The following is a 23,331-nucleotide window of genomic DNA, read 5'->3' on the forward strand; positions in this document are numbered from 1 at the left end:
TTAGGGGAAGATTCATCTTGCTACCTTTAATGTGGACAGGCGGGCGCCGTCGCAAACATGATCAGGATGATGAAAAAAAGATAATTGTAATATTTGGAACATTTTGTTATATTTAAGTAGAAAATTAAATAATGAAATTAATAGGTGCAGATAAATTTTTCGTTTATCTGCTTAAAAGGGAAGTCGGTTAGATTCCGACGCTGTCCCGCAACTGTATTTGGGAGCGATTCGAAAAAAGCCACTGTTTCTGCACTGGAAATGGGAAGGGTTCGAAGAGCGAAGATCATAAGCCAGGAGACCTGCCTAATTAATGTGCATCAAGTACCTACGAGGATAGGGGGTGTTAATTGCGGACTTTTTGGCATGAAAAATTTTTATGATTTCTCATGTTTATTTGAGTATTCTTCGTAAATTAACAGCTTCCTATGGAAGTTGTTTTTTTTATGTCAGTTTAATGGGGAAATCGAAAAATTACAAGAGATTCCGACAAATTTTGATAGCGCTTTCAACGAATCGCCTATTCAGAGGAGGAATGAAAGATGAAGGAACAAGTAAATTATTCTCCCGGTCTCGATGGAATTATAGCGGCTGAAACAACGTTATCTTTCCTGGATACAGTTCAAAGTGAAATTGTCATTCGAGGATATGATCTTATCGAGTTATCTGGAAAAATGGGATATTTGGAGATTGTCAATCTGTTGCTACACGATACGTTCCCGGACGAGGGGGAAAAGGCACGGCTTGAACAGGAATTGAAGGATGAATATGAAATCCCCGAGGATATCCTGAATATATTGAAGCTATTGCCGGAGAAAACACATCCGATGGATGCACTGCGGACAGGGATTTCAGCACTGGCTGGATATGATGCAAACATTGACGACCGTTCCTCCTTGGTCAATCGAGAGCGAGCCTACAGGTTATTGGGCAAGGTTCCGGCCATCGTTGCAAACAGTTATCGAATCCTGAATAGGCAAGAGGTTGTTCTTCCGAATAAGGACCTGTCTTATAGCTCGAATTTTTACTACATGATCACGGGCAAGGTGCCCTCGGCAATGGAAGAAAAAATCTTTGACCAATCATTATTATTGTATAGCGAACACGAGATGCCCAATTCCACTTTCACGGCCAGGGTAATCGCCTCGACGCTTTCGGATTTATATGGGGCTTTGACGGGAGCTGTAGCTTCGCTGAAGGGCAACCTGCATGGAGGTGCCAATGAAGCGGTCATGTACATGCTGCTGGAGGCGGGTACCGTCGAGAAATTCGAGCGATTGCTTGAGGGGAAATTGGCAAATAAAGAAAAAATCATGGGATTTGGTCACCGTGTCTATATGAAGAAAATGGATCCAAGGGCATTAATCATGAAGCAAGCATTAAAAAAGCTTTGTGAAGCCAAAGGGGACAGCCGGCTTTATGAAATGTGCGAAGCGGGGGAAGCGATCATGGAAAGGGAAAAAGGACTTTATCCGAATCTGGATTACTATGCAGCGCCGGTTTATTATATGCTCGGCCTTCCGATTTCCATCTATACACCGATTTTCTTCAGTGCGAGAACAGTGGGCTTATGTGCCCACGTGATTGAGCAGCACGCAAACAACCGTCTATTCCGACCTCGTGTGAGTTATATAGGCGAGCGTCATAACCGCAATGTCATTTCCAACTAAGGAAATGTAGATTATTAGCCCGCCCGATGGACGTTCTGACCAACGTCCATCATTATAATAAACAAATTTGCCACGAAAGGGAAGATGAGAATGCTAAAAACGAATGGCATCAAGCAAACGGATGTGTTATTGGAAGACATTGCGGATTATGTATTGAACAAGGAAATCCTGAGCGAAGAAGCGTATGAAACGGCTCGTTACGTTCTCCTTGATACGATCGGCTGCGGGATTTTAGCGCTTTCCTATCCTGAATGCACCAAATTATTGGGCCCTGTCGTCCCCGGCACGGTCGTTCCAAACGGGACCCGCGTTCCAGGCACTTCCTATGTACTCGACCCAGTCAAGGGGGCATTCAATATTGGCTGCATGATTCGCTGGCTGGATTATAACGATACATGGCTGGCCGCCGAATGGGGGCATCCTTCTGATAACTTGGGCGGCATTTTGGCAGTAGCCGATTACGTAAGCCGCGTGAATGTTGCAGAGGGGAGAGAAGCATTGTCTGTAAAAGCCGTTTTGGAAATGATGATTAAAGCACATGAGATTCAAGGCGTACTGGCGCTGGAAAATAGCTTGAACCGCGTTGGCCTGGACCACGTCTTGTTTGTAAAAGTAGCCACGACGGCGGTCGTCACAAAAGCGCTGGGCGGTACGAGAGAAGAAATCATCCATGCTTTATCCAATGCGTGGATCGATAATTCAAGCTTGCGTACGTATCGACACGCTCCCAATACCGGATCGCGAAAATCTTGGGCAGCTGGCGATGCCACGAGCAGGGCCGTACAGTTGGCCATGATGGCGCTCAAAGGAGAAATGGGATACCCAACAGCCCTTTCGGCACCAGGCTGGGGATTCCAGGATGTATTATTCAATAAGAAAGAATTGAAGCTTTCCCGTAAGCTCGATTCCTATGTAATGGAAAATGTCTTATTCAAAGTATCATATCCAGCGGAGTTCCATGCGCAAACGGCAGCGGAATGTGCCGTGAAATTGCATCCGGAAGTGAAGGACCGCCTTGATGAGATAGATAAAATCAAAATCACCACACATGAATCTGCCATTCGCATCATCGATAAAGAAGGACCATTGAACAATCCAGCAGATCGCGATCATTGTATCCAATATATCACGGCTGTCGGTTTGATCCACGGGGACGTGACGGCAGACCACTATGAGGATGAAGCGGCAGCTGACGAAAGAATAGACTTCTTGAGGAATAAAATGCAGATTGTTGAAAATCAGCAATACACAATGGACTATATGGACCCGAGCAAGCGCTCGATCGCCAATGCGATCCAAATTTATTATAAGGACGGCTCGGTATCGGAGTTTGTCGAATGCGAGTATCCGCTTGGACACCGCTTTAGAAGAGATGAGGCAATCCCGAAAATAATCCAAAAATTCATTGAGAACATTAGCACGCACTATTCGCAAAAACAGCAAAACCGCATTCACGAGGCTTGCTTGGAGCCTGATGCTCTTTCGAACTTGAAGGTAAACGAGTTTATCGACTTATTCATCATATAAGGGGGACTGCCGCATGACTTGGATCGTAGATCAACAGTCGGGACAAGCTGAATTGGCCGCGCGTTTCCGGAGGCAAATGGAAGAACCGGGCATCTTACAAATTCCGGGCACCCACGATGCGATGGCTGGCCTTATCGCGAAGAAGATAGGCTTTAATGCACTTTACCTTTCAGGTGCAGCATACACGGCAAGCAGGGGCCTGCCCGATTTAGGGATTGTCACATCCTCAGAGGTAGCTGAGCGGGCCAGGGATATCATCCGGGCTACCGACTTGCCTGTCCTTGTAGACATTGATACGGGATTTGGCGGTGTCCTGAATGTGGCACGTACAGCTAGGGAAATGCAGGAAGCGGGCATAGCGGCTGTACAAATGGAAGACCAAGACCTGCCAAAAAAATGTGGCCATTTGAATGGCAAGAAGCTTATAGCGATTAATGATATGACGCAAAAAATAAAAATGATCAAGCAGGCCGCTCCTTCGCTGGTGATAGTGGCGCGTACGGATGCAAGGGCCGTGGAGGGGATAGAGGCAGCAATTGAAAGAGCCGAAGCCTATATCGAAGCGGGGGCTGATGCCATATTCCCTGAAGCGCTGCAAACGGAAGCGGAGTTCCGCCAGTTTGCCCAGCGTGTTACTGTGCCGTTGCTGGCAAATATGACTGAATTCGGTAAGACTCCTTATTATAAGGCTAAAGAATTTGAAGAAATGGGATATCAAATGGTGATATATCCCGTCACTTCCCTTAGAGTGGCCGCAAAGGCATATGAGAAGGTCTTTGAACAGATCCTTCAGCATGGAACACAGGCAGGGGCCCTGCAGGACATGCAAACACGAAGTGAATTATACGGAACGATTTCCTATCATGACTTTGAAGCCCTGGATCAAGAAATTGCAAAAACCGTATTGACCAAGGAACAATAGTTTCTGTTAAAATATAGAAAGTTAGCCCGGAGCCCTAGCTCCGGGCTTTCCTATGTGCCAAAAATAAGGTATCAAGTCTGGTTCTTATTGACTGTTTTCAAAGAGATTATAATGGAAGTGAAGAGGTGTAATGATGTGGGATTCGAAGTGAATATACTATTTCAAAACAATAAATAGGTATAAAAGGCTGATTCGGACTTTAAAAATGGTTCTTTTAGCCGATTAAATATGGGGATACAAAAAACAGTATAAGTTAGGTGGAAAACATGATTATTTTGAATGAGTCCATTGTGTCACCGGTTCTTCTAAAGGTGTTAGTGGAGCAGCAAATCCCAGTATTGGAACAGGGACAATGGGGAGACACGATAATATCCGAAAAGTTAAATATTCGAAACGCTACAGAATTTTTCAAGTCCATGGGAATGGAACAAAGAATTCTTACAAACTCTGAAAATGGCATCACTATATTAGGCCATTTCCAACCAGATAGCAATGAATACATATGGTCCAAGTTATTGAAGGATAAGAGCGAGGTTCGTAAGTTAACGAAATCATTATATCCGGCTTTCCATTTCCAAGATATTGATTTATCGATGATAGATGATCTGGATAAAGACCAAATACCGTTTCCGGTCGTCATCAAGCCAAATATCGGCTATTCCAGTGTTGGCGTACATAAAGTCAAGAATGAGCAGGACTGGGATGTAGCCGTGGCCCAGCTTAAAGAAGACCTGCTTCACTCGGATGGACTGTATGATTCCGAAGTGGTCGGTTCCCAAACCGTTTTGATAGAAGAGTGGATACAGGGGGAGGAATTTGCCATCGATGGGTATTACGATCAAGCTGGCGAGCCAGTGATTTTGAATGTATTCAAGCGATTATTCAAGGATGATTACGATACTTCCGACCGAATTTACTATACTTCGAAGGCAGCCATTAATGAAATCTATGAAGATGCATTAAGGTTCATGAAGAATATTCAAACGGTCCTTCCGCTACGGAACTACGCTGTACACTTTGAAATCCGCAAAAAAGGGGACCGGGTGATACCGATTGAAATCAATCCACTTCGTTTTGCCGGTGCGGGTACAACCGATTTAGGCTATCATGCATACGGGATGAACATGTATCAACACTATTTCTTAGGTACAAAACCAGATTGGAATTCGATTTTGGATCAGATGGACGATGCGATTTACAGCTTTTTCTTTGCAGAGGTTCCGCTGGAAATAAATCTGGAGGAAGTTGGGCATATCGATCATGATGGTCTGCAACATGAATTCGAACAGATATTGGAATATAGGCAGCTTCCTTTTGAAAACGATCGGAGCATGTCGATCATTTTTTATAGAAGCGAGAATTTGGACAAGAATCGTCAATTGCTTCACTTGGACTTACTTCCGTACTTGACGATAAAACAACTGGCTTTAACCTAAGGGGGTCATGAGATTGAGATTTTCAAAACTGAATCCTAAACATTCACTAATGGCAAAACTATTCTTATTTTATATCATTCCATTCGTGCTTTTTGCAGGAGCGATGGGACTTTGCTTTTCCTATATAACGAATAAAATGATCAATGAGAATGTCCTGCCGCAATTCGATGAACGCCTTTCCGAAAACGCCCATAGTTTGGCAGCAAGCCTCAACCCGACCATGATCAACAATGGTTCAGAACGGGGAGAAGATATCAGGCGGAAATTGGATGCCTTCGTTGAAGATAAAAAGGGCATTGAATACGTGTATGTGCTGAAGCGGGAGAACGATGCCGATACGATCGTAGCCTTGAATGGCAGCGAAGATTACATGGTGCAATCGCCCTTCACGCCGGAGCAGGCCAAATCGATAAATGGACAAGAAGATGTATTAAGTGAAATATATAAAGATAAATGGGGTACGCACAAATCATTCTTTACGCCAATCAATGGGACGGACGCCATTATAGGAATTGATATGGATGCGAAGTTCATTGATGAATTGAAAAGCAGAATGATATTCTATAATATTTTATTTCTTGCAAGTGCCATAATATTAGGTGTACTGTGTGCCGTTGTCATCGGGAGGAAGATCTCGGGTCCCGTCAATGAACTTGTTGGCTACACGAATGAAATGGCGGCAGGGGATTTAAGTAAAGCGATTCCGGTTGGCAGGCAAGATGAGATTGGTGATCTGTCCAGTGGTTTTGAGGACATGAGATTAAGCTTGTCCCATATCATCGATAATGTCCGTGAACACGCGCAAGCAATGAATCAAACCACCGTTTCCATCCATCAATCCTTTGAAGAGATGGTGGAGTCCTATGGCCAGATCGTCACGGGAACAACGGAAGAAGCGAAGGCCTCGGAAGAACGCGCTCATCATATTGATAGGATTTCCAACATGATCAGTGACCTTACGGAGACAATCCGCTTGATGAATGAGCAAACGAATAAGATGAATGAATTTACGGTGCATGCAAACACACTTGCTGAGCAAGGCAGTAAACAAGTTCAGGATGTAACGAGTCAAATGGGTAAAATCATGGAAAACGGCCAAGCGAATAAAGCCAACTTGGTGAGCCTTGAAGAGGATGTAGTGAAGATAAATGAAGTGATCGGTTTAATAAGAGTCATCGCTTCACAAACGAACCTGCTATCCTTGAATGCTTCCATTGAAGCGGCGCGGGCTGGTGATGCCGGCAGAGGCTTTGCGGTGGTTGCCCAAGAAGTGCAAAAGCTGGCCGTGCAAACGGATGAATCGATCGATATCATTTCCGAATCGATTACGCGGATCAATGAGCAGACAGCCAAGGTCATTCAAAACAACGATGAAAGTTTTGAGGATATATTGAAGGGTGTCTCCTTAGTGGAAAATAACGGGGAGATCTTCAATAACATTTTCGATTCCGTAGAGAAGCTGTTGAAAGGCACGGAGCAATTGGCCAAACACTCGAAGAATATCAATGAATCGTCTGATGAAAGTTTAGCATCAATCCAGGAAATTGCAGCGATTTCGGAAGAGGGGGTCGCAACCACTGAGCAAATTTCCGCAGCAGCCATTCAACAAAGTACGATCATGAATGGACTGAAGGAACAAAATGAAGAGTTAGCCAAAAATTCGGCCATCTTGGAAGAAATGGTTGAAAAATTCACCACCGAAAAATAAAGGATCATAGGCTTGCTGAACGGGCTGCAGACAAACTTGATTGGAGTATGTCTGCAGTTTTTTTTGTGCAATCCACGCTGCGTTAATCGGTGGTAGGTCTTGGGTGGGTTTGGTTTATCTTGTCAGAGAATTTAGAGAGTATTAAAAATTGCTTGAATAAAGTTTGGGGAAACCATTTGCAATCGCTGCCATTTAATGTTATGCTTAGTCTTAATTATTTTTGTTCGGTACTAAGGATACTAAAAGTACTACTTTTCGTTTTCGATGATGACTTAGAGCAAGGATAGTAATACAATGTGCAAATGCACTAGGAGGCAACAACAATGGAACAAGGTAAAGTTAAATGGTTTAACGCAGAAAAAGGTTTTGGATTCATCGAACGCGAAAACGGAGACGACGTATTCGTACATTTCTCAGCTATCCAAAGCGAAGGTTTCAAATCTTTAGACGAAGGCCAAGAAGTTACTTTTGAAGTAGAACAAGGTCAACGTGGACCACAAGCTTCTAACGTTCAAAAAGCATAATTTCAAACAAAAAAAGGCAGATCCCATTTCGGGGTCTGCCTTTTTTCGTTAACTCGAAAATAAAAAAACCTGCTCGGCATCGAGCAGGGAAAAAGGCACAAGTAAAGTAAATTGCTTAAAAAGGTTTGACTAAGTATATCACAGTTTTCCAAGAAAATAATAAATTAAATATAATTTGCGTCAGAAGGAATATATAGGAATTTTAAATCGAGTCCCCTTGGCCTTTCTTTTTTCCATATTTGTGAGAATCGGCCCAATGACAGACAGCCGATGAAAGCGAAACAAAAACCGATAGGCTACATATAAAGACATATAGTCCGCTTTCAAGACGAGGGGGAAGTAATCATTCAAATATAGGTTTGAATAATTAACAATTCGTGGTATATTTTAATCAAATGAAGATTTGAATGAAGGGTGTGGGAGGATGATGGAACAAAAAGACGTTTGTGATGTCCATCTGCATGATCAGGTAAAGGTCAATCGCATTCAGGAAGAAATGAGCCAGGTCGATATATCCAGCATATCTAAGATGTTTAAGGTGATAGGAGATGAAAATAGGGCGAAAATAGCTTATGCGCTCTGTGAGGACGAGGAATTATGCGTGTGTGATCTGGCCCACATCATCGGTGCTTCGATGGCGACAACATCACACCATCTGCGCACCCTCTATAAGCATGCCATCGTTAAATATCGGAAAGAAGGAAAGTTAGCTTTTTATTCATTGGATGATCATCATATCAAGCAATTGATCCTCATTGCATCAGAACACCAGCAGGAGGTGAGGATCAATGGCTGAATCGACCTCGAAAACGTACCGGATCCAAGGCCTGTCCTGCACCAATTGTGCTGCTAAGTTTGAAAACAATGTACGTAGTCTGGAAGGTGTGAAGGACGCTAAAATCAATTTTGGCGCTTCAAAGATTTCGGTGCAGGGAACCGCGTCGATGGAAGAAATCGAAAAAGCAGGAGCCTTCGACAACCTGAGGATCCGGGGGGATCAGGAACAGGTATCACAGAAGGAGCCGTTTTGGAAACAAAAAGAAAATATCAAGGTAGTTTTATCGGCCATCCTGCTGCTGATCAGCTGGATGTTGGATAACCAATATGGGGAAGGAAGCATCCTGCCGGTAATCGGATATGCGGCGGCCATCATAATCGGGGGTTATTCATTATTCCTCAATGGCTTGAAGAATCTTTTCAGACTTCGCTTTGACATGCACACCTTGATGACGGTTGCCATCATCGGGGCGGCGGTGCTCGGTGAATGGGGCGAAGGGGCGACTGTCGTCATCTTATTTGCCATCAGTGAAGCACTTGAGAAATATTCGATGGATAAAGCCCGGAATTCGATCGAATCCTTGATGAATATCGCACCTAAAGAAGCCTTGATCCTTAGAGGGCATCATGAAATGATGGTCCCAGTCGATGAGATCGAGGTCGGCGACACGATGATTGTGAAACCAGGTCAGAAGCTAGCTATGGACGGCAGGATCATGAAGGGTGCCTCGACACTTAATCAAGCGGCCATTACAGGGGAATCGGAGCCGGTTTATAAAACGGTTGATGGCGAGGTTTTTGCAGGAACCTTGAATGGCGAAGGACTGCTGGAAGTGGAAGTCACGAAGCGGGTCGAGGATACGACAATCGCAAAAATCATCCATCTAGTTGAAGAAGCCCAGGCTGAAAAGGCGCCTTCTCAGGCCTTCGTGGATAAATTCGCTAAGTTCTATACTCCGGCCATCATGCTGATTGCCTTGGCGATTGCGGTCTTGCCGCCGCTTGCTGTGAATGGGGATTGGGCTGAGTGGATATACAGGGGGTTGGCAGTGCTGGTTGTCGGCTGTCCGTGTGCCTTGGTCATATCCACGCCTATTGCCATCGTCACAGCTATTGGTAATGCAGCGAAAAATGGCGTCTTGATCAAGGGCGGAATCCATCTGGAAGAAGCGGGAGCCTTAAAGGCGATTGCGTTTGATAAGACCGGTACGCTAACAAAGGGAATCCCTGTCGTAACTGATTTCAAACTGTTGGCTGAAGGATTCAACACAGAGGAAGCGCTGAGTATTGCCGCTGCTTTGGAAAGCAGAACACAGCACCCTCTTGCTACAGCGGTGCTTCAAAGAGCGGAGGAGCAAGGTGCAGGGTATCGGTCTTTAGTTGTTGAGGATTTCAGCGCCATCACTGGCAAAGGGATAAAAGGCAACATCAATAGAGAAACCTATTACATTGGCAAACCGCATCTGTTTGAAGAGGTGGCAGGGGTGGTTTTCCCTGATGCTGTTCTTGAGCAAGTCAGCGATTTTCAAAATGAAGGGAAAACGGTGATGCTGCTTGGCGATCGAATGAAGCTACTGGCGCTTATTGCAGTCGCTGATGAAATAAGGGAGAGCAGCAAGGAAGCGATTCGCAAACTGCATGCGCTAGGTATTGAAAAAACAATCATGCTGACGGGCGACAATAGCGGAACGGCAAAAGCGATCGGAGCAGCGGCAGGCGTTGATGAAATTGAGGCGGAGCTATTGCCGGAGAATAAATTGACGATCATCAAGCAATGGAAGCAAAAATATGGCCGGGTGGCCATGGTCGGCGATGGTGTCAACGATGCCCCGGCATTGGCAGCTTCCACTGTAGGGATTGCAATGGGGGGCGCGGGCACTGATACTGCTCTTGAAACAGCCGATATTGCCCTGATGGGTGATGATTTATCGAGGCTCCCCTATACGATTCGCTTAAGCCGTAAAACATTGAAAATCATTAAACAGAACATCACGTTTTCCTTGGTGATCAAAATCGTCGCCTTATTATTGATTGCCCCTGGCTGGTTAACTTTATGGATGGCGGTTTTTGCAGACATGGGTGCTACCTTATTGGTTACCTTGAACAGTCTTAGATTATTGAGAATAAAAGAATAGAAGCTTAATAGGAGCTCCCCAGCGGTCATGTAAGGCGCGGGGAGCATTTCTTATTGGTCAATGCCCATTGTTTCATGTGAAACTATAAAATGATGCATCCATTTCCCTTTTTAAAACGTACATAGATTAGAACACAGAAAATGTTAAGGATGCTCCAAATATTGCTATAATAAGGAATTATGGTAGGAAGGGGACTTCAATGAACGATATAGATGTAGAGCTTTATGAGAAAGTTCATTCGGGGGATAAGTTGGCCCTCGAAAAAATATATGATCGATACGAAAAGCTCTTATATTCCCTGGCTTTTAAAGTTACTGGACAGAAGGAATTGGCTGAGGAAGCCGTACAGGAAGTGTTCATAAAAATCTGGACGAAAAAGGGAACGTATCAAGCATCCAAAGGGAAGTTTTCCAGCTGGATCATGACGATGACCAGAAATGCAAGTATCGACCTGTTAAGAAAAAGAAGAGATATACCCTCCGATTTTGAATATGAACAGATTCCGAGTGAAAATCCCAGCGTTGAAAATCTCATCGAGTGGAAGGAAGAGGGTGCCATGCTGAGGCAGGCCGTTTCGGAATTAAGCGAGGAACAGCAAAAAATGATTCATCTATTTTATTTTAAAGGCCTGTCACAACAGAGCATCGCCTCGGAGTTTGAAATTCCACTGGGAACCGTAAAAGGGAGAGTCCGATTGGCGCTAAAGCATTTACGAAAGATTATCCCGCAAAAGTTAAGTAAAGGGGGAGAGCTTGATGAATAATAATCCATGTGAATGGCTGTTAGATTACTTCAATGGACAATTGGATGAAGTCCCTCGGAGAAAGTTTGAAAATCACCTCGCGGAATGTCAAAGCTGCCGGGAGGAATTAGATGAACTAGCCATGCTGACGAAAGACTTGGCCTATACAGTTACACCGGTTGACCCGCCAAGTGATATGAAGCAGCGGATATTGGGAAATGTATTTGAAACGGAGAAACAAGAACAGCAGCCTGCAGTACAACAAACCTCAGAAAAAAGAAAGGGAAATAGTTGGGTGAAGCCCTTGCTGGCGGCTGTCTTATTCGCCTCATTGCTCGGAAATGCCTATACGCTGCTTTCTAAGGATGAAGCGGAAAACAACGCTGGGGAAAACCGGGAAACCATTGATAGGCTTCAGACAAGTGTCGCCTTGAAGCCGGGTGAAGGCGCTCCCTTCAATGGCAAGGCGACAATGATCGAGAAAAATGATAAAACGGAAATGATCATTCAAACGGAAAATCTTGAACCGCCACAAGGCTCACAGGTGTACCAGGTTTGGCTTTTGGAAAAGGGTAAGCCTTATAGGGCCGGTACATTCGTGCCGAATGGCGACGGCCAAGGCGCAGTGACCTACCACCTGGATGAAGCTGGTGAGCATGAATGGGACACCATTGCGATTACCCTTGAGCCTTCGGGGGACAGCAAGATTCCTAAAGGAGATATTATCTTGAGCAGTGAATTATAGCTCCCGCTTCAAAAAGGTTTCGGAATGGCCTTCCCTCCGAAACCTTTTTGATTTTTTTTACGATTGACACTTCTCTGAGATTCCGGCTCACAATGGAACTGGCGAGTAGAGCAATAATTAGAGATGCAAACATGAAAAATGAAATAAACACTAATTTCAGCCTCTAATCCGAATTCGCGAGTAAAGGATGGAAATTGGCGAGTAAAACGCTGAAACTTGCGAGTAAAGTCCCTGAATTGGCGAGTAAAACGCCCGAATTCGCGAGTGAATCGCCAAAATTGAGATAGAATCATGAAAAATGAATAAAAAAAGCACCAATTTTGGTCTCTAATCCGATTTAGCGAGTAAAGTATAGAAATTGGCGAGTAAATCGCCAAAACACGAGATGCAAACATGAAAAATAAATAAAAAAAGCACCAATTTTGTCCCCTGCTCCGAATTGGCTAGTAATTCACCCCTATTTCGCGTGAAAAGGGTGTAAATCTTCCAGTTTATTGCTGGATATCTAACCATGCATAAAGGATAGGGAGATGGCTGGGAAAATTTTTGCACGGATTGGTTAATGTGCTACAATGTTGCAGACATTTAGCTTGGCTGAAGTGATGCATAGAAGGGATTTGAAGGGATGGAAATGAAGCAGAGGGCAATCCTTGTTGGCGTTAATCTCAATGGCCAGAGGGATTTTGAGTATTCGATGGAAGAGCTGGCCAACCTTACGGAAGCTTGTGAGGTGGAAGTTGTCGGTTCCATCACCCAGAATTTGCATCGGGTGAACGCGTCGCATATGATCGGTACCGGAAAAATCGAGGAAGTGAAAACTCTCGTGGAATATAAAGAAGCGAACGTCGTGATCTTTAATGATCAGCTGTCTCCTTCTCAATTGCGCAATTTGGAAAGAGATATGGATTGCAAGGTGATTGATCGGACGATCTTAATTTTGGATATTTTTGCGCACCGGGCGAAAACGAAGGAAGCCCAGCTTCAGGTAGAGGTGGCGAAGCTTCAGTATATGCTTCCTCGTCTTGTTGGCCTAAGGGAGTCATTAGGCCGCCAGAGTGGAGGGGTCGGCACGAACAAAGGGTCCGGGGAGAAGCAGTTGGAGCTTGACCGCAGGAGAATCGAGGAAAATATAAGCGTATTGAATAAAGAGCTTGAACTCCTTGTGGCCCACCGACAAACGCAGAGGAAGCAGCGCAAAAAGAATGCCATCCCTGTCGTTTCATTGGTCGGGTATACGAATGCAGGGAAGTCTTCAATCATGAATGCTTTAATCGATATGTTCCATCCGGCTGCAGGAAAGCAGGTTTTGGAAAAAGATATGCTTTTCGCTACGCTTGAGACATCGGTACGAAACATTTCATTACCCGATAAGAAGGAATTCCTGCTGACCGATACCGTAGGCTTTGTTTCAAAATTACCCCATCATCTTGTGAAGGCATTTCGGTCGACACTGGAAGAGGTAGCGGAAGCGGATCTATTGATTCATGTTGTCGATTTTTCCAATCCTGATCATGAGCAGCAGATGGAGATAACGGATCAGACTTTAACTGAGATAGGGATTAAAGGGATACCGACGATTTTTGCCTATAATAAGGCAGACCTTACCGATTTGGAGATTCCGCAGGTGAATCGAGGCTCTGTATATATGTCAGCAAAAATGAAAGCAGGTCTTGGGGAACTGATCGAACAAATTCGCGAGCAAATTTTTAAGGATTACATTCGCTGTGAAATGCTGATTCCCTATGATCAAGGACAGCTCGTATCTTTCTTCAATGAGAATGGTCATATAACCGAAACGGACTATGAGGAAGGCGGGTATCGAATCAAGCTGGAGTGCAAGAAAGCGGATTATGAAAAATATAATCGGTATGTCATTCAGCCGGAAGATTGTTGATAAGTTGTTTATCGTTTGTTGATAAGTGGAAAACCATTTATATTTTTGTGGATAACCACTGGGAAATGCTTTCGTTTCGCCAAATACCAGAACAGAAAATGCTTTTGGTTGTGTATAAGTTGTGGATAAATTGAAAAAGCCCGATAAAACCTTGAATAAGGTTTTTGGGCTTTTTTTATGTGGACAAAATGTTGATAAGTTGGCTGCATGAATATACAGCTATATTTGGAGGGAATCATGGGGTTGATTGTAGAAAAATGACGATGTATAGCGTTTGTTGTTAGGAAATATAACATGATTATTACACATTGCACAGCTGCTAACTGGTAATACTTTACACTTTGTATAATGTATCTTCCTTTTTATCGTTATAAAATAAAGAATACTCAACTATCAGGTTCATAATCTGTTTTTGAGTTTTTTTTGTTAGGGGGGGCTATTAACAGCCGGAGGAAACAGGGACCTCGGCTTGAGCCAATCGAGAGAATGATCGAAATGAATAGACGGATTGAAGGGTCTAAAAAACCGATGCGCTGCGAATAATCCACACATGTAAACAGGAAACATGAAGTGAAAGCAATTCCTCCCTTTTTTATTTTTGCAAATAAATGATTGGAAGGAGAATGGTGGATGAGTATGACAAGTCCGTTAAAAGATGAACTTGAGCTGAATTTTCAGGAAGCGGAGAGGGGGTTGTCCCAGAGGGAAGCGCTGGAAGAAGCGAATCGATGTTTGTACTGCTACGATGCCCCATGCATTCAGGCCTGTCCTACGGGGATAGATATTCCAACCTTCATCAAGAAAATTGCATCAGGCAATTATAAGGGGTCGGCAAGGACTATCATGACTGCCAATCCCGTCGGTGCCAGCTGTGCCCGGGTATGTCCGACCGAAGAGTTATGTGAGGGCGCATGTGTCCTCAACCATTCTACCAAGCCAATCATGATTGGCAATCTCCAGCGTTATTCCACAGATTGGGCCATCCAAAATAAACAAGCCCTGTTCAAGGCCGGAAAAAAGAATGGCAAAAAAGTTGCCATTGTAGGCAGCGGTCCGGCGGGCTTATCTGCAGCAAGGGAATTAGCCTTGCTTGGCTACAGTGTGACCATTTTTGAAGCGGAAAAAAATCCAGGCGGATTGAATACTTACGGAATTGTATCCTTCCGGCTGCCACAGCGCATTTCCTATTGGGAAGTCGAACAAGTGAAAAGCCTGGATGTTGAGATCAAAACGAATACACGTGTCGGCTTGGATGTTTCCGCGGATCAGCTGATTGGCGAGTTCGATGCGGTCATTTTAGCTATCGGGATGTCGAGTGTTCCGAAGCTTGGGATCGAAGGAGAGGATTTGGCTGGGGTCTACGATGCAATCGATTTCGTTAAGGCGACGAAAACGGGGGCCATCAGCGACGAATTCATCGGGAAGAAGATGGCGGTGATCGGGGCCGGGAACACAGCGATTGATGCAGCGACCTGTTCGGTCCGGCTCGGCGCCGAACAAGTGGCGATCATTTATCGTCGTACCCAGAAGGAAATGACAGCCTATGATTTTGAATTCGAGTTTGCCAAACAAGAAGGGGTAGGGTTTCACTGGCTGACCGCACCCTCAAGGATCTTAGCGGATGAAAGCGGTCATGTAACGGGAATCGAATGTATGAAGATGGTACTCAGCGAACCAGGGGAAGATGGTCGCAGCCGGCCCGTCCCGATATCCGGTTCGGAGTTCGTGATCCCGGTCGATGGAGTCATCCGTGCCATAGGACAATCCAGGTACATTGGGTTGATCGAACAATTTGGGATCAAGCATGATGATGGCGTGGTCATGTTGGAAGCAGACTCCTATAAAACGTCGAATGAAAAAGTGTTTGCCTGCGGAGACGTGATTTTCGGAAAAGGTCAAGGTGAGGCGATGGTCGTTTCGGCTGCCCAGCAAGGAAAGGATACGGCTTATGAAATAGACCTGACCATAATGGGCGAGGCAGTTGATATCGCGTAATAATAATGAAAATTAGGAGGCATATCATGGCTGATTTATCGATAAATCTTGCAGGTATCAAATCACCCAATCCTTTTTGGCTTGCGTCCGCACCGCCCACCAATTCAGGTTACCAAGTCCAGCGGGCATTCGAGGCTGGATGGGGGGGAGCCGTTTGGAAAACGCTGGGCGACCCCATCCTGAATGTATCATCTCGCTTTGCCGCAGTTAGTTTTAATGGACAGAGGGTGGCCGGCTTCAACAACATAGAATTGATTACCGACCGGCCCCTCGAAGTGAATTTAAAAGAAATATATGAAACGAAAAAGAGGTTTCCCGATCATGCGATCATAGCCTCGGTTATGGTGGAGCCGCAACAGGAAAAGTGGCATGAAATCATCAAGCGCATAGAAGCTGTAGGGGTCGATGGGTACGAGTTGAACTTTGGATGTCCGCACGGTATGGCGGAACGGGGAATGGGCGCTGCTTCGGGACAGGTTCCTGAGCTTGTGGAAAAGCAAACCTATTGGGCTAAGGAAGCTGCTTCGAAACCGGTCATCGTCAAGCTTACTCCGAATATAACGGATATTACGGTCACGGCCGAAGCGGCGGTTCGCGGGGGAGCCGATGCAATCAGCATGATCAACACAATCAACTCGTTGGCGGGTGTGGATATCCATTCATGGAATACGATTCCCCATGTTGGCGGTAAGGGAGCACATGGAGGATACTGTGGTCCGGCGGTGAAGCCCATCGCTTTGAACATGGTGGCAGAGTGTGCAAGGAATCCAAGGATCGGTCTTCCCATATCCGGCATCGGGGGGATTTCCAATTGGCAGGATGCCGTGGAATTTTTATTGATGGGTTCGACGGGGGTGCAAATATGTACGGCTGCGATGCATCATGGTTTTAGGATAGTCGAGGACATGATCGAAGGTTTGTCCAATTATCTTGATGAAAAAGGGATAGCCTCAGTGATGGATATTGTCGGTAAATCGGTACCGAGATATTCCGATTGGGGAAATTTGGACCTCAATTATAAAGTGGTGGCCCGCATCAATAATGATATATGCATCAACTGCAATAAATGCCATATTGCGTGTGAAGACACCTCACACCAGTGTATAGATATGTTAAAGGATGAATCAGGGATTTCCTTCCTGAGAGTGCGTGAAGAAGATTGCGTAGGCTGTAATCTATGTTCGATCGTGTGCCCGGCCGATGGGGCAATCGATATGATCGAACTGACCAATGAATTACCGCCGATGACTTGGAATGAACGCCAAGCATACCTTGGCGGCATAGAAAATGAAAGTGTTGATTTCGCAAAATGATGGAGGGGAAAAGAATGAAAAAAATCATTAAAAATGGAACGATTGCAACCGCTGCAGATACGTATCAAGCCGATATATTAATCGAGAATGAGACGATTGCGATGATTGGCAAGGATTTGAATGCAGAAGGAGCCGAGATCATTGATGCTAAAGGCGCTTATATTTTTCCGGGGGGCATAGACCCCCATACCCATCTTGATATGCCGTTTGGCGGGACGACGACAAAGGATGATTATGAAACAGGTACCATTGCTGCTGCCTATGGAGGCACGACGACGATCATAGACTTTTGCTTGACCGAAAAAGGGGCACCGTTAAAGGAAGCGATCGATACATGGCACAAAAAGGCTTATGGAAAGGCCGCGATAGATTATGGCTTCCATTTAATGATCAGCGAAATCAATGATGAGGTTCTTGCGGAATTGCCGGGTGTCATCATGGAAGAAGGCATTTCCTCGTTTAAGGTCTTCATGGCGTACAAGAATGTGTTTCAAGCCGATGATGCCACGCTATACCGCACTTTGCTGCAGGCGAAAGAGCTTGGTGCGCTTGTGATGGTACATGCTGAAAATGGCGATGTCATCGATTATCTTACAAAGCAGGCTCTAGAAAAAGGCAATACGGATCCAATCTATCATGCGCTGACAAGGCCGCCGGAGCTTGAGGGGGAAGCGACTGGACGGGCAGCCAAATTGACGGAAATGGCGAATGGACAGCTCTATGTCGTGCATGTCACCTGTGAAGATGCAGTTGAAAAGATTGCCGAGGCAAGGAATAAAGGTGTTGATGTTTGGGGGGAAACTTGTCCGCAATATTTGGTTTTGGACCAGTCTTATCTTGAAAAGCCGCATTTCGAGGGATCGAAATATGTGTGGTCACCGCCGTTAAGGGATAAGCGGAACCAGGAAGTGCTGTGGAATGCCTTAAAAATGGGTCATTTGCAAACGGTTGGTTCCGATCAATGCTCCTTCGATTTCAAAGGTCAAAAGGATTTGGGAAGGGACGATTTTACGAAAATACCGAATGGCGGCCCCACGATTGAAGACCGCATGAGTATCCTGTTTTCCGAAGGTGTCAAGAAAGGCCGCATTTCCTTGAATCAATTCGTCGACGTTACTTCTACCCGTGCAGCCAAGCTTTTTGGGTTATTCCCAAAAAAAGGGACAATCGCTGTAGGTTCCGATGCCGATATTGTCATTTTTGATCCGGCGGTGGAAAGGACCCTATCCGTCGATACGCATCATATGGCGGTGGATTACAATGCGTTCGAAGGCATGGAGATTACAGGAGAACCAATTTCAGTCCTTTCTAGAGGGGCGTTTGTCATTAGAGATAAACAGTTTGTCGGTGAGGCAGGAAAAGGGCAGTTCCTGAAAAGGTCGAAATACAATGCAGAGATGAAATCCGCTACAGGAAAAACGCTTCCGGTTTAAGCTATTAAGATGAAGGCAAATGGATAGAGGGGGATTTTCCGTGAGTGAGAAGAAAGATTATCTAAAGTCACCCGATTTGCTGCCCATACCTCATGAGCAAAAAAACATAAGCGCAGCCGGATTTGGGTTCATTTGGGTGGGGATGGCAGTGGTGTTGGCTGCCTTCGCGATCGGCGGGAATGGTGTTCAAAGTTTATCCTTGGGCTGGGTCGTGCTTGCAACGGTCATCGCCTGTGTGGTGCTCGGATTTTTGATGACAATGACAGGGGATATTGGCGTGGAGCATGGCATATCCTTCCCGGTCTATATGAGGGCGCCCTTCGGTACGATTGGCACCCATATTCCCTCGGTGGTGCGGGGCTTTGTCGCTTCATGCTGGTTTGGCCTTAACACGTACTTTGGGGCAACTGCAATGAATGCCATTTTTGCAACGCTCTTTGAATTTGATAATTGGTTCATCTGCTTCCTCATTTTTGCCGTTTTACAATTGGTGAACACGGCGATGGGAATCAAGTCGATCGAGCGGTTTGCCGACCTGGCAGCGCCTGTCATCATTTTGATTTCCGGCTGGATGTACTTCACTCTATCCGATCAAGCCATAGCCCAAGGCAGGGATGTTTGGACCTGGATCGAAAGCCCGGTAAGCGGCGGGGCCGCGGGGACGGCGTTCATGGTCGTCATCATGGCCAATATGGGGTTTTGGGGAACGCTGACTGCTGATATGCCAACACTTTCCCGCTTCATAAAGGCACCGAAAAATGAAAAAAACTGGTTCAAGCGCAATAAGGGGCAAATCATTGGGAATATTATCACCTATCCCCTCACACAAACGTTCATGGTCATCATCGGTGCTGTTTCATATATGGCCGTTTCCAATTATGACCCTGTTGCAGCCATACAGGGCTCGGCAAGCGGTATAGCACTCGGGGTCCTTTTGATCATGATCGTATTTGCGCAATGGTCGACAAATACGACAGCCAATGTCATTCCAGCAGCTACGATTTTTTCGAATGTCTTGGGTCCGAGGATGCCATTTTGGGCTGGTGTCGTTGTCTCGGGGGTTATCGGGATAGTTGTTCAGCCATGGAGCCTGTTCGGTATCATAATAGAGGTTTTATTGATCATCGGCGGAATCCTCGCGGCCATTGTCGGTATCCTTGTAGCCGATTATTATTTCCTCCGCAAACGGCGGGTGCATGTACAAGATCTCTATGAGCCTGATGGTCAGTATAGGTACTTGAACGGCGTGAATTGGGCAGGCATCATTTCATGGGCGGTCGGCGGAATCGGTGCCACGATTTATTCGAATTATTCTTTTGTCATCGGCTTTGTACTTGGCGGTGCAAGCTATTATATCTTGGCCAAGTTCTGGTGGTTCAATAAATATGAACAAGCTGAAATCATTGATCCGAGTGATGAAAAATATTTAGGTATATCAGTAGGCCGGGATTGGAAAATCAAAAACGATTTGGAACCTGAAGAGGACATGGTCATTACGGCTGCAAACGGCGGGGAGAACGTTTAAATAAAGGGGGAAGGAAAATGTCCGAATATCATGAGTATCGCCTGGAAAGGGAGCAAATCGATTTCTTGCTTGAAAGAGGATATCGAATCACCCGGGTTTCGGAAAATTTAAGTGGGGCATTCCTGGATTTTGAATTGATCGAGGGGACGAAACAGGAATGGAAGCAGCTGAACATCAAAACTCCGGAAGGAAGAAAATACTTCTCTACGTTGCTTTTCAGGAAGTCGAATTGAAAACGAAATAATCATTGCCCGGGCCTATTCCTTGATGAATGGGTCCTTTTTTTGTCCCAGGTTTTCTTGAATGAATAGTAGAGATAGGAAAAAAAATTAATGTATAAACTGGAATTTTTTGTTGATTTTTGACGTTAGATTTTCTGACAAGTACTGGAGATTTGAGGGATGTCCGTTTATAATAGATTTTAAGCAATTTTATAAAAGGATGTGAATGGATGAATACGTCGATTACGTCGATTACGATCGAGGAAATCCTGATGCGCAAGTATTTCAACCTGACCGATATAATTGCAGGCAGCAGTGGGATAAAGCGGCAGGTGAAGTGGGTCCACTGTATGGAAGTCACACAAATCAGCCATTTGTTAAATGGAAATGAATTGATTCTGACCACCGGCTTGGGCTGGAAAAATTGCAATGACACATTTCTAGACTATCTAGAGCAATTGATTGAATGCAACGCTGCCGGACTTTGTATAGAAATCGGACCCAACATGCTTGCGGTCCCGCAAAGTGCCATCGATCTTGCGAATGAACAGCAATTCCCTATCATCCTATTTCATGAAGAAGTCCCTTTTGTGGAAATCACGCAGGATATCCATGCCTTAATCATCAATAAACAATACCAGATGATCTCCAACTTAGAAAACTACTCCCAGCAGTTAAATAAAAATCTCCTCGAAATGGACCATTATGAACCAATTCTAAAATTTCTCCATAGCTATTTACATGTACAGGTCATTCTGATCTTGAATGAAAGTGACATAGCCACCATTCCAAGAACCAAGAAAAAGGTAACCTACCAAATGGTAGCTGACCATTATGAAGAAAAAACGAAGCTGAACAAATCGATGCTTAAACAGGAGATTCAAGTCCTTGGCGAGAATTATGCGGAACTGTATATATACAGTGATCATAGGGAGCTGACGGACTTTGATTCGCTTATTTTGGATAGGACGGCAACAGCGCTGGCACAGCATCTATTAAGGGAATTATATATAGAAGAGAAGAAAATGTCGGATGAGAGTAAATGGCTGACCAACTGGATCGAAGGGGAGTTCAGCGATGAAGCGATCCGGGAGAGGCTTTCCTATATCGATCCGAAGATGCAGCTCGATGGCGGAGTGGTGTGCATTTGCAAACAGCATTCAAGGTACAATAAAAGTGCGGCCAAATTGGATGGAACCTACCTGAAGATCATGTTTCGGACGGTTTTTGAACAGTATGGCTTTCAGATCTTTTCCATGGAAATCCACCAGCATCTTGTATTCATATTAGGAGATAATCGTTCATCTGAAGATTGGAAATCGAGGGTGACAAGTGCTGTGGATCGCATGATGAAAATGGATGTGGGCAGCCGGAACCGCATGGGCCAGCTTTCGATGGGATTTGGAAGGCATGTACAAAGATTAAGTGAGATTTATAAAAGCTATGAAACGGCACGCGAGACCCTGCTGCTCCAAGATAGTTTACCAGAGGAGAGAAGGAGCATCTTTTATCAGGACCTACATATGCATCGCATGATTTCGCTTTTGAATAAACATGGCAATCTGGAGGAAACGGTGCACGAGTATTTAGGTCCTGTCATTGAATATGACAAGCAAAACAACGGCGAATTAATGCCTACACTTAAGACATATCTTGCATGTAATGGATCTAAGCAAGAAACTTCCAAGCAATTATTCATTGTCAGGCAAACACTATATCATAGGCTCGAAAAGCTGGAGAAGCTGTTAGGCTCAGATTTCATGCGTTCGGATAAGCGCCTAGGCCTGGAATTCATGATTTTTGCATTGGACTTCCTTCAGTACAGCAGCAGGAACATCACAGGGAATTATAAGAATAAATATATGGGTAAGTGAAATATTATCAGGGGTGTCCATTGGACATCCTTTTTGGCATGGTAAATGAAAAGGGATTTCATATACGGATCAATGGAGGGGAAATGCTGACATCGAAGTGGTGTATATGACAATGGGATGTCAGCATCCTTTTTCAATATTCATCTTTTTTGGAGAGGCAATGATCACATTCCAAGAGGTATGATTCAGCTTGCTCGGTGATGGGGGTGCCGCATTCCGTACATTGTTTAGGTGGCAGATTCCTGAAGAACTCCATAGGATTTTTAGTTTGCATCGTGATTCCTCCTCATGTTTTAGTTTAATCAGTCTTCGCGTTTGGAAAGGCAATGATCACATTCCAAAAGGTATGATTCAGCTTGCTCGATGATAGGGGTTCCACACTCCGTGCATTGCTTAGGCGGCAGATTCCTGAAAAATTCCATAGGGTTTTTAGTTTGCATCGTGATTCCTCCTCATGTTTGGTTGGCTCAGTCTTCGCGTTTGGAGAGGCAGCGGTCGCATTCCATTAAGTTGGATTCTGCATGTTCAATGATGTGTTCGCCGCACTCGGGGCAATGTTTTGCAGGGATCGTGTTAAAAAATTCGATTGATTTATTCATTTGCATGTTGATTTCCTCCTTTTATAGATCATTCCTCACGCTTGGAAAGGCAGCGGTCGCATTCCAATAGATAGGAAGCTGAATGTTCGACATGTGTTTCCCCACACTCAGGGCATCGTGTACCGGCATCGATCATGAATGAGTTTACTTGCATGTATTGACCCCCCCTTGTAGTACAGTTTTAATTATTTGTCTGTTGTTATAATACAGTATATACCCATATTTGGAAATTGTATAGGTATTTTACAGAAAATTTAAAATTTATTTTAAAGGAAAGAGAAAAACCTTTGATGA

21 protein-coding genes and 1 riboswitch are annotated in these 23,331 nt (G+C 44.8%); of the genes, 17 read left to right on the forward strand and 4 right to left on the reverse strand.

The window, feature by feature from the left end; translation table 11 throughout:
• Window positions 1-125: 125 nt before the first annotated feature.
• Window positions 126-321: riboswitch (cobalamin riboswitch) on the forward strand.
• 218 nt (window positions 322-539) lie between these two features.
• The 17 genes from mmgD (at window position 540) to QNI08_RS20570 (ending at window position 22,438) form a co-directional block, all read left to right on the forward strand.
• Window positions 540-1,667, forward strand: a complete 1,128-nt coding sequence (mmgD, locus tag QNI08_RS20490) for a citrate synthase (RefSeq protein WP_285769208.1) — start codon at window positions 540-542, stop codon at window positions 1,665-1,667.
• 90 nt (window positions 1,668-1,757) lie between these two features.
• The gene (gene prpD / locus QNI08_RS20495; protein ID WP_285769209.1) at window positions 1,758-3,194 is read left to right on the forward strand and encodes a 2-methylcitrate dehydratase; all 1,437 of its coding nucleotides are present in this window, start codon (window positions 1,758-1,760) and stop codon (window positions 3,192-3,194) included.
• A 13-nt stretch (window positions 3,195-3,207) separates the two neighbouring features.
• The gene (gene prpB, locus QNI08_RS20500; RefSeq protein WP_285769210.1) at window positions 3,208-4,116 is read left to right on the forward strand and encodes a methylisocitrate lyase; all 909 of its coding nucleotides are present in this window, start codon (window positions 3,208-3,210) and stop codon (window positions 4,114-4,116) included.
• 266 nt (window positions 4,117-4,382) lie between these two features.
• Window positions 4,383-5,552, forward strand: a complete 1,170-nt coding sequence (locus QNI08_RS20505; RefSeq protein WP_285769211.1) for an ATP-grasp domain-containing protein — start codon at window positions 4,383-4,385, stop codon at window positions 5,550-5,552.
• 13 nt (window positions 5,553-5,565) lie between these two features.
• Window positions 5,566-7,260: a methyl-accepting chemotaxis protein gene (locus tag QNI08_RS20510; protein ID WP_285769212.1), complete on the forward strand. Its 1,695-nt coding sequence runs from the start codon at window positions 5,566-5,568 to the stop codon at window positions 7,258-7,260.
• Window positions 7,261-7,583: 323 nt separating this feature from the next.
• Window positions 7,584-7,784: a cold-shock protein gene (locus QNI08_RS20515; RefSeq protein ID WP_034304915.1), complete on the forward strand. Its 201-nt coding sequence runs from the start codon at window positions 7,584-7,586 to the stop codon at window positions 7,782-7,784.
• Window positions 7,785-8,211: 427 nt separating this feature from the next.
• Window positions 8,212-8,580 carry an ArsR/SmtB family transcription factor gene (locus QNI08_RS20520; RefSeq protein WP_285769237.1) on the forward strand — a complete coding sequence of 123 codons (369 nt, stop codon included), beginning with the start codon at window positions 8,212-8,214 and terminating at the stop codon, window positions 8,578-8,580.
• Window positions 8,573-10,696 (forward strand): heavy metal translocating P-type ATPase, encoded by a 2,124-nt coding sequence (locus QNI08_RS20525; protein ID WP_285769213.1) that lies wholly within the window; start codon window positions 8,573-8,575, stop codon window positions 10,694-10,696. The genes QNI08_RS20520 and QNI08_RS20525 overlap by 8 nt, the downstream gene beginning before the upstream one ends.
• 199 nt (window positions 10,697-10,895) lie before the next feature.
• Window positions 10,896-11,459, forward strand: coding sequence for an RNA polymerase sigma factor (locus tag QNI08_RS20530; protein WP_285769214.1), 564 nt, complete (start codon window positions 10,896-10,898; stop codon window positions 11,457-11,459).
• A complete protein-coding gene (locus tag QNI08_RS20535; RefSeq protein ID WP_285769215.1) occupies window positions 11,452-12,183 on the forward strand; it encodes an anti-sigma factor in 732 nt (243 codons plus the stop codon). The genes QNI08_RS20530 and QNI08_RS20535 overlap by 8 nt, the downstream gene beginning before the upstream one ends.
• 625 nt (window positions 12,184-12,808) lie before the next feature.
• Window positions 12,809-14,077 carry a GTPase HflX gene (hflX, locus tag QNI08_RS20540; RefSeq protein WP_285769216.1) on the forward strand — a complete coding sequence of 423 codons (1,269 nt, stop codon included), beginning with the start codon at window positions 12,809-12,811 and terminating at the stop codon, window positions 14,075-14,077.
• 636 nt (window positions 14,078-14,713) lie between these two features.
• Window positions 14,714-16,072 carry an NAD(P)-dependent oxidoreductase gene (locus QNI08_RS20545; protein WP_285769238.1) on the forward strand — a complete coding sequence of 453 codons (1,359 nt, stop codon included), beginning with the start codon at window positions 14,714-14,716 and terminating at the stop codon, window positions 16,070-16,072.
• A 26-nt stretch (window positions 16,073-16,098) separates the two neighbouring features.
• Window positions 16,099-17,385 carry an NAD-dependent dihydropyrimidine dehydrogenase subunit PreA gene (gene preA, locus QNI08_RS20550; RefSeq protein WP_285769217.1) on the forward strand — a complete coding sequence of 429 codons (1,287 nt, stop codon included), beginning with the start codon at window positions 16,099-16,101 and terminating at the stop codon, window positions 17,383-17,385.
• Between the two features lie 14 nt (window positions 17,386-17,399).
• The gene (hydA, locus tag QNI08_RS20555) at window positions 17,400-18,818 is read left to right on the forward strand and encodes a dihydropyrimidinase (RefSeq protein WP_285769218.1); all 1,419 of its coding nucleotides are present in this window, start codon (window positions 17,400-17,402) and stop codon (window positions 18,816-18,818) included.
• Between the two features lie 40 nt (window positions 18,819-18,858).
• Window positions 18,859-20,343, forward strand: a complete 1,485-nt coding sequence (locus tag QNI08_RS20560) for an NCS1 family transporter (protein ID WP_285769219.1) — start codon at window positions 18,859-18,861, stop codon at window positions 20,341-20,343.
• Between the two features lie 17 nt (window positions 20,344-20,360).
• Window positions 20,361-20,576, forward strand: coding sequence for a hypothetical protein (locus QNI08_RS20565; protein ID WP_285769220.1), 216 nt, complete (start codon window positions 20,361-20,363; stop codon window positions 20,574-20,576).
• Between the two features lie 218 nt (window positions 20,577-20,794).
• Window positions 20,795-22,438 (forward strand): PucR family transcriptional regulator, encoded by a 1,644-nt coding sequence (locus tag QNI08_RS20570; protein WP_285769221.1) that lies wholly within the window; start codon window positions 20,795-20,797, stop codon window positions 22,436-22,438.
• 133 nt (window positions 22,439-22,571) lie between these two features.
• Here the strand turns inward: QNI08_RS20570 and yhfH (QNI08_RS20575) are convergent, their stop codons facing one another.
• The 4 genes from yhfH (QNI08_RS20575) to QNI08_RS20590 are packed head-to-tail and all read right to left on the reverse strand — an operon-like array spanning window position 22,572 to window position 23,191.
• On the reverse strand, window positions 22,572-22,712 hold the full coding sequence (yhfH, locus tag QNI08_RS20575) for a protein YhfH (protein ID WP_285769222.1): 141 nt from the start codon (window positions 22,710-22,712) through the stop codon (window positions 22,572-22,574).
• 28 nt (window positions 22,713-22,740) lie between these two features.
• A complete protein-coding gene (yhfH, locus tag QNI08_RS20580; protein WP_285769223.1) occupies window positions 22,741-22,878 on the reverse strand; it encodes a protein YhfH in 138 nt (45 codons plus the stop codon).
• 27 nt (window positions 22,879-22,905) lie between these two features.
• Window positions 22,906-23,043 carry a protein YhfH gene (gene yhfH, locus QNI08_RS20585; protein WP_285769224.1) on the reverse strand — a complete coding sequence of 46 codons (138 nt, stop codon included), beginning with the start codon at window positions 23,041-23,043 and terminating at the stop codon, window positions 22,906-22,908.
• A 22-nt stretch (window positions 23,044-23,065) separates the two neighbouring features.
• Entirely contained in the window at window positions 23,066-23,191 is a 126-nt protein-coding gene (locus QNI08_RS20590) for a YhfH family protein (protein ID WP_285769239.1), read from the reverse strand.
• Between the last annotated feature and the right edge of the window lie 140 nt (window positions 23,192-23,331).

Origin of the sequence: Peribacillus folii (assembly GCF_030271255.1) — a bacterium.
GTDB lineage: Bacteria > Bacillota > Bacilli > Bacillales > DSM-1321 > Peribacillus.

Coding starts and splice junctions, on each gene's coding strand:
- mmgD (WP_285769208.1), top strand. CDS start 540: ATGAAGGAACAAGTAAATTATTCTCCCGGTCTCGATGGAATTATAGCG.
- prpD (WP_285769209.1), top strand. CDS start 1,758: ATGCTAAAAACGAATGGCATCAAGCAAACGGATGTGTTATTGGAAGAC.
- prpB (WP_285769210.1), top strand. CDS start 3,208: ATGACTTGGATCGTAGATCAACAGTCGGGACAAGCTGAATTGGCCGCG.
- QNI08_RS20505 (WP_285769211.1), top strand. CDS start 4,383: ATGATTATTTTGAATGAGTCCATTGTGTCACCGGTTCTTCTAAAGGTG.
- QNI08_RS20515 (WP_034304915.1), top strand. CDS start 7,584: ATGGAACAAGGTAAAGTTAAATGGTTTAACGCAGAAAAAGGTTTTGGA.
- QNI08_RS20520 (WP_285769237.1), top strand. CDS start 8,212: ATGGAACAAAAAGACGTTTGTGATGTCCATCTGCATGATCAGGTAAAG.
- QNI08_RS20525 (WP_285769213.1), top strand. CDS start 8,573: ATGGCTGAATCGACCTCGAAAACGTACCGGATCCAAGGCCTGTCCTGC.
- QNI08_RS20530 (WP_285769214.1), top strand. CDS start 10,896: ATGAACGATATAGATGTAGAGCTTTATGAGAAAGTTCATTCGGGGGAT.
- QNI08_RS20535 (WP_285769215.1), top strand. CDS start 11,452: ATGAATAATAATCCATGTGAATGGCTGTTAGATTACTTCAATGGACAA.
- hflX (WP_285769216.1), top strand. CDS start 12,809: ATGGAAATGAAGCAGAGGGCAATCCTTGTTGGCGTTAATCTCAATGGC.
- QNI08_RS20545 (WP_285769238.1), top strand. CDS start 14,714: ATGACAAGTCCGTTAAAAGATGAACTTGAGCTGAATTTTCAGGAAGCG.
- preA (WP_285769217.1), top strand. CDS start 16,099: ATGGCTGATTTATCGATAAATCTTGCAGGTATCAAATCACCCAATCCT.
- hydA (WP_285769218.1), top strand. CDS start 17,400: ATGAAAAAAATCATTAAAAATGGAACGATTGCAACCGCTGCAGATACG.
- QNI08_RS20565 (WP_285769220.1), top strand. CDS start 20,361: ATGTCCGAATATCATGAGTATCGCCTGGAAAGGGAGCAAATCGATTTC.
- QNI08_RS20570 (WP_285769221.1), top strand. CDS start 20,795: ATGAATACGTCGATTACGTCGATTACGATCGAGGAAATCCTGATGCGC.
- yhfH (WP_285769222.1), bottom strand. CDS start 22,712: ATGCAAACTAAAAATCCTATGGAGTTCTTCAGGAATCTGCCACCTAAA.
- yhfH (WP_285769223.1), bottom strand. CDS start 22,878: ATGCAAACTAAAAACCCTATGGAATTTTTCAGGAATCTGCCGCCTAAG.
- yhfH (WP_285769224.1), bottom strand. CDS start 23,043: ATGCAAATGAATAAATCAATCGAATTTTTTAACACGATCCCTGCAAAA.
- QNI08_RS20590 (WP_285769239.1), bottom strand. CDS start 23,191: ATGCAAGTAAACTCATTCATGATCGATGCCGGTACACGATGCCCTGAG.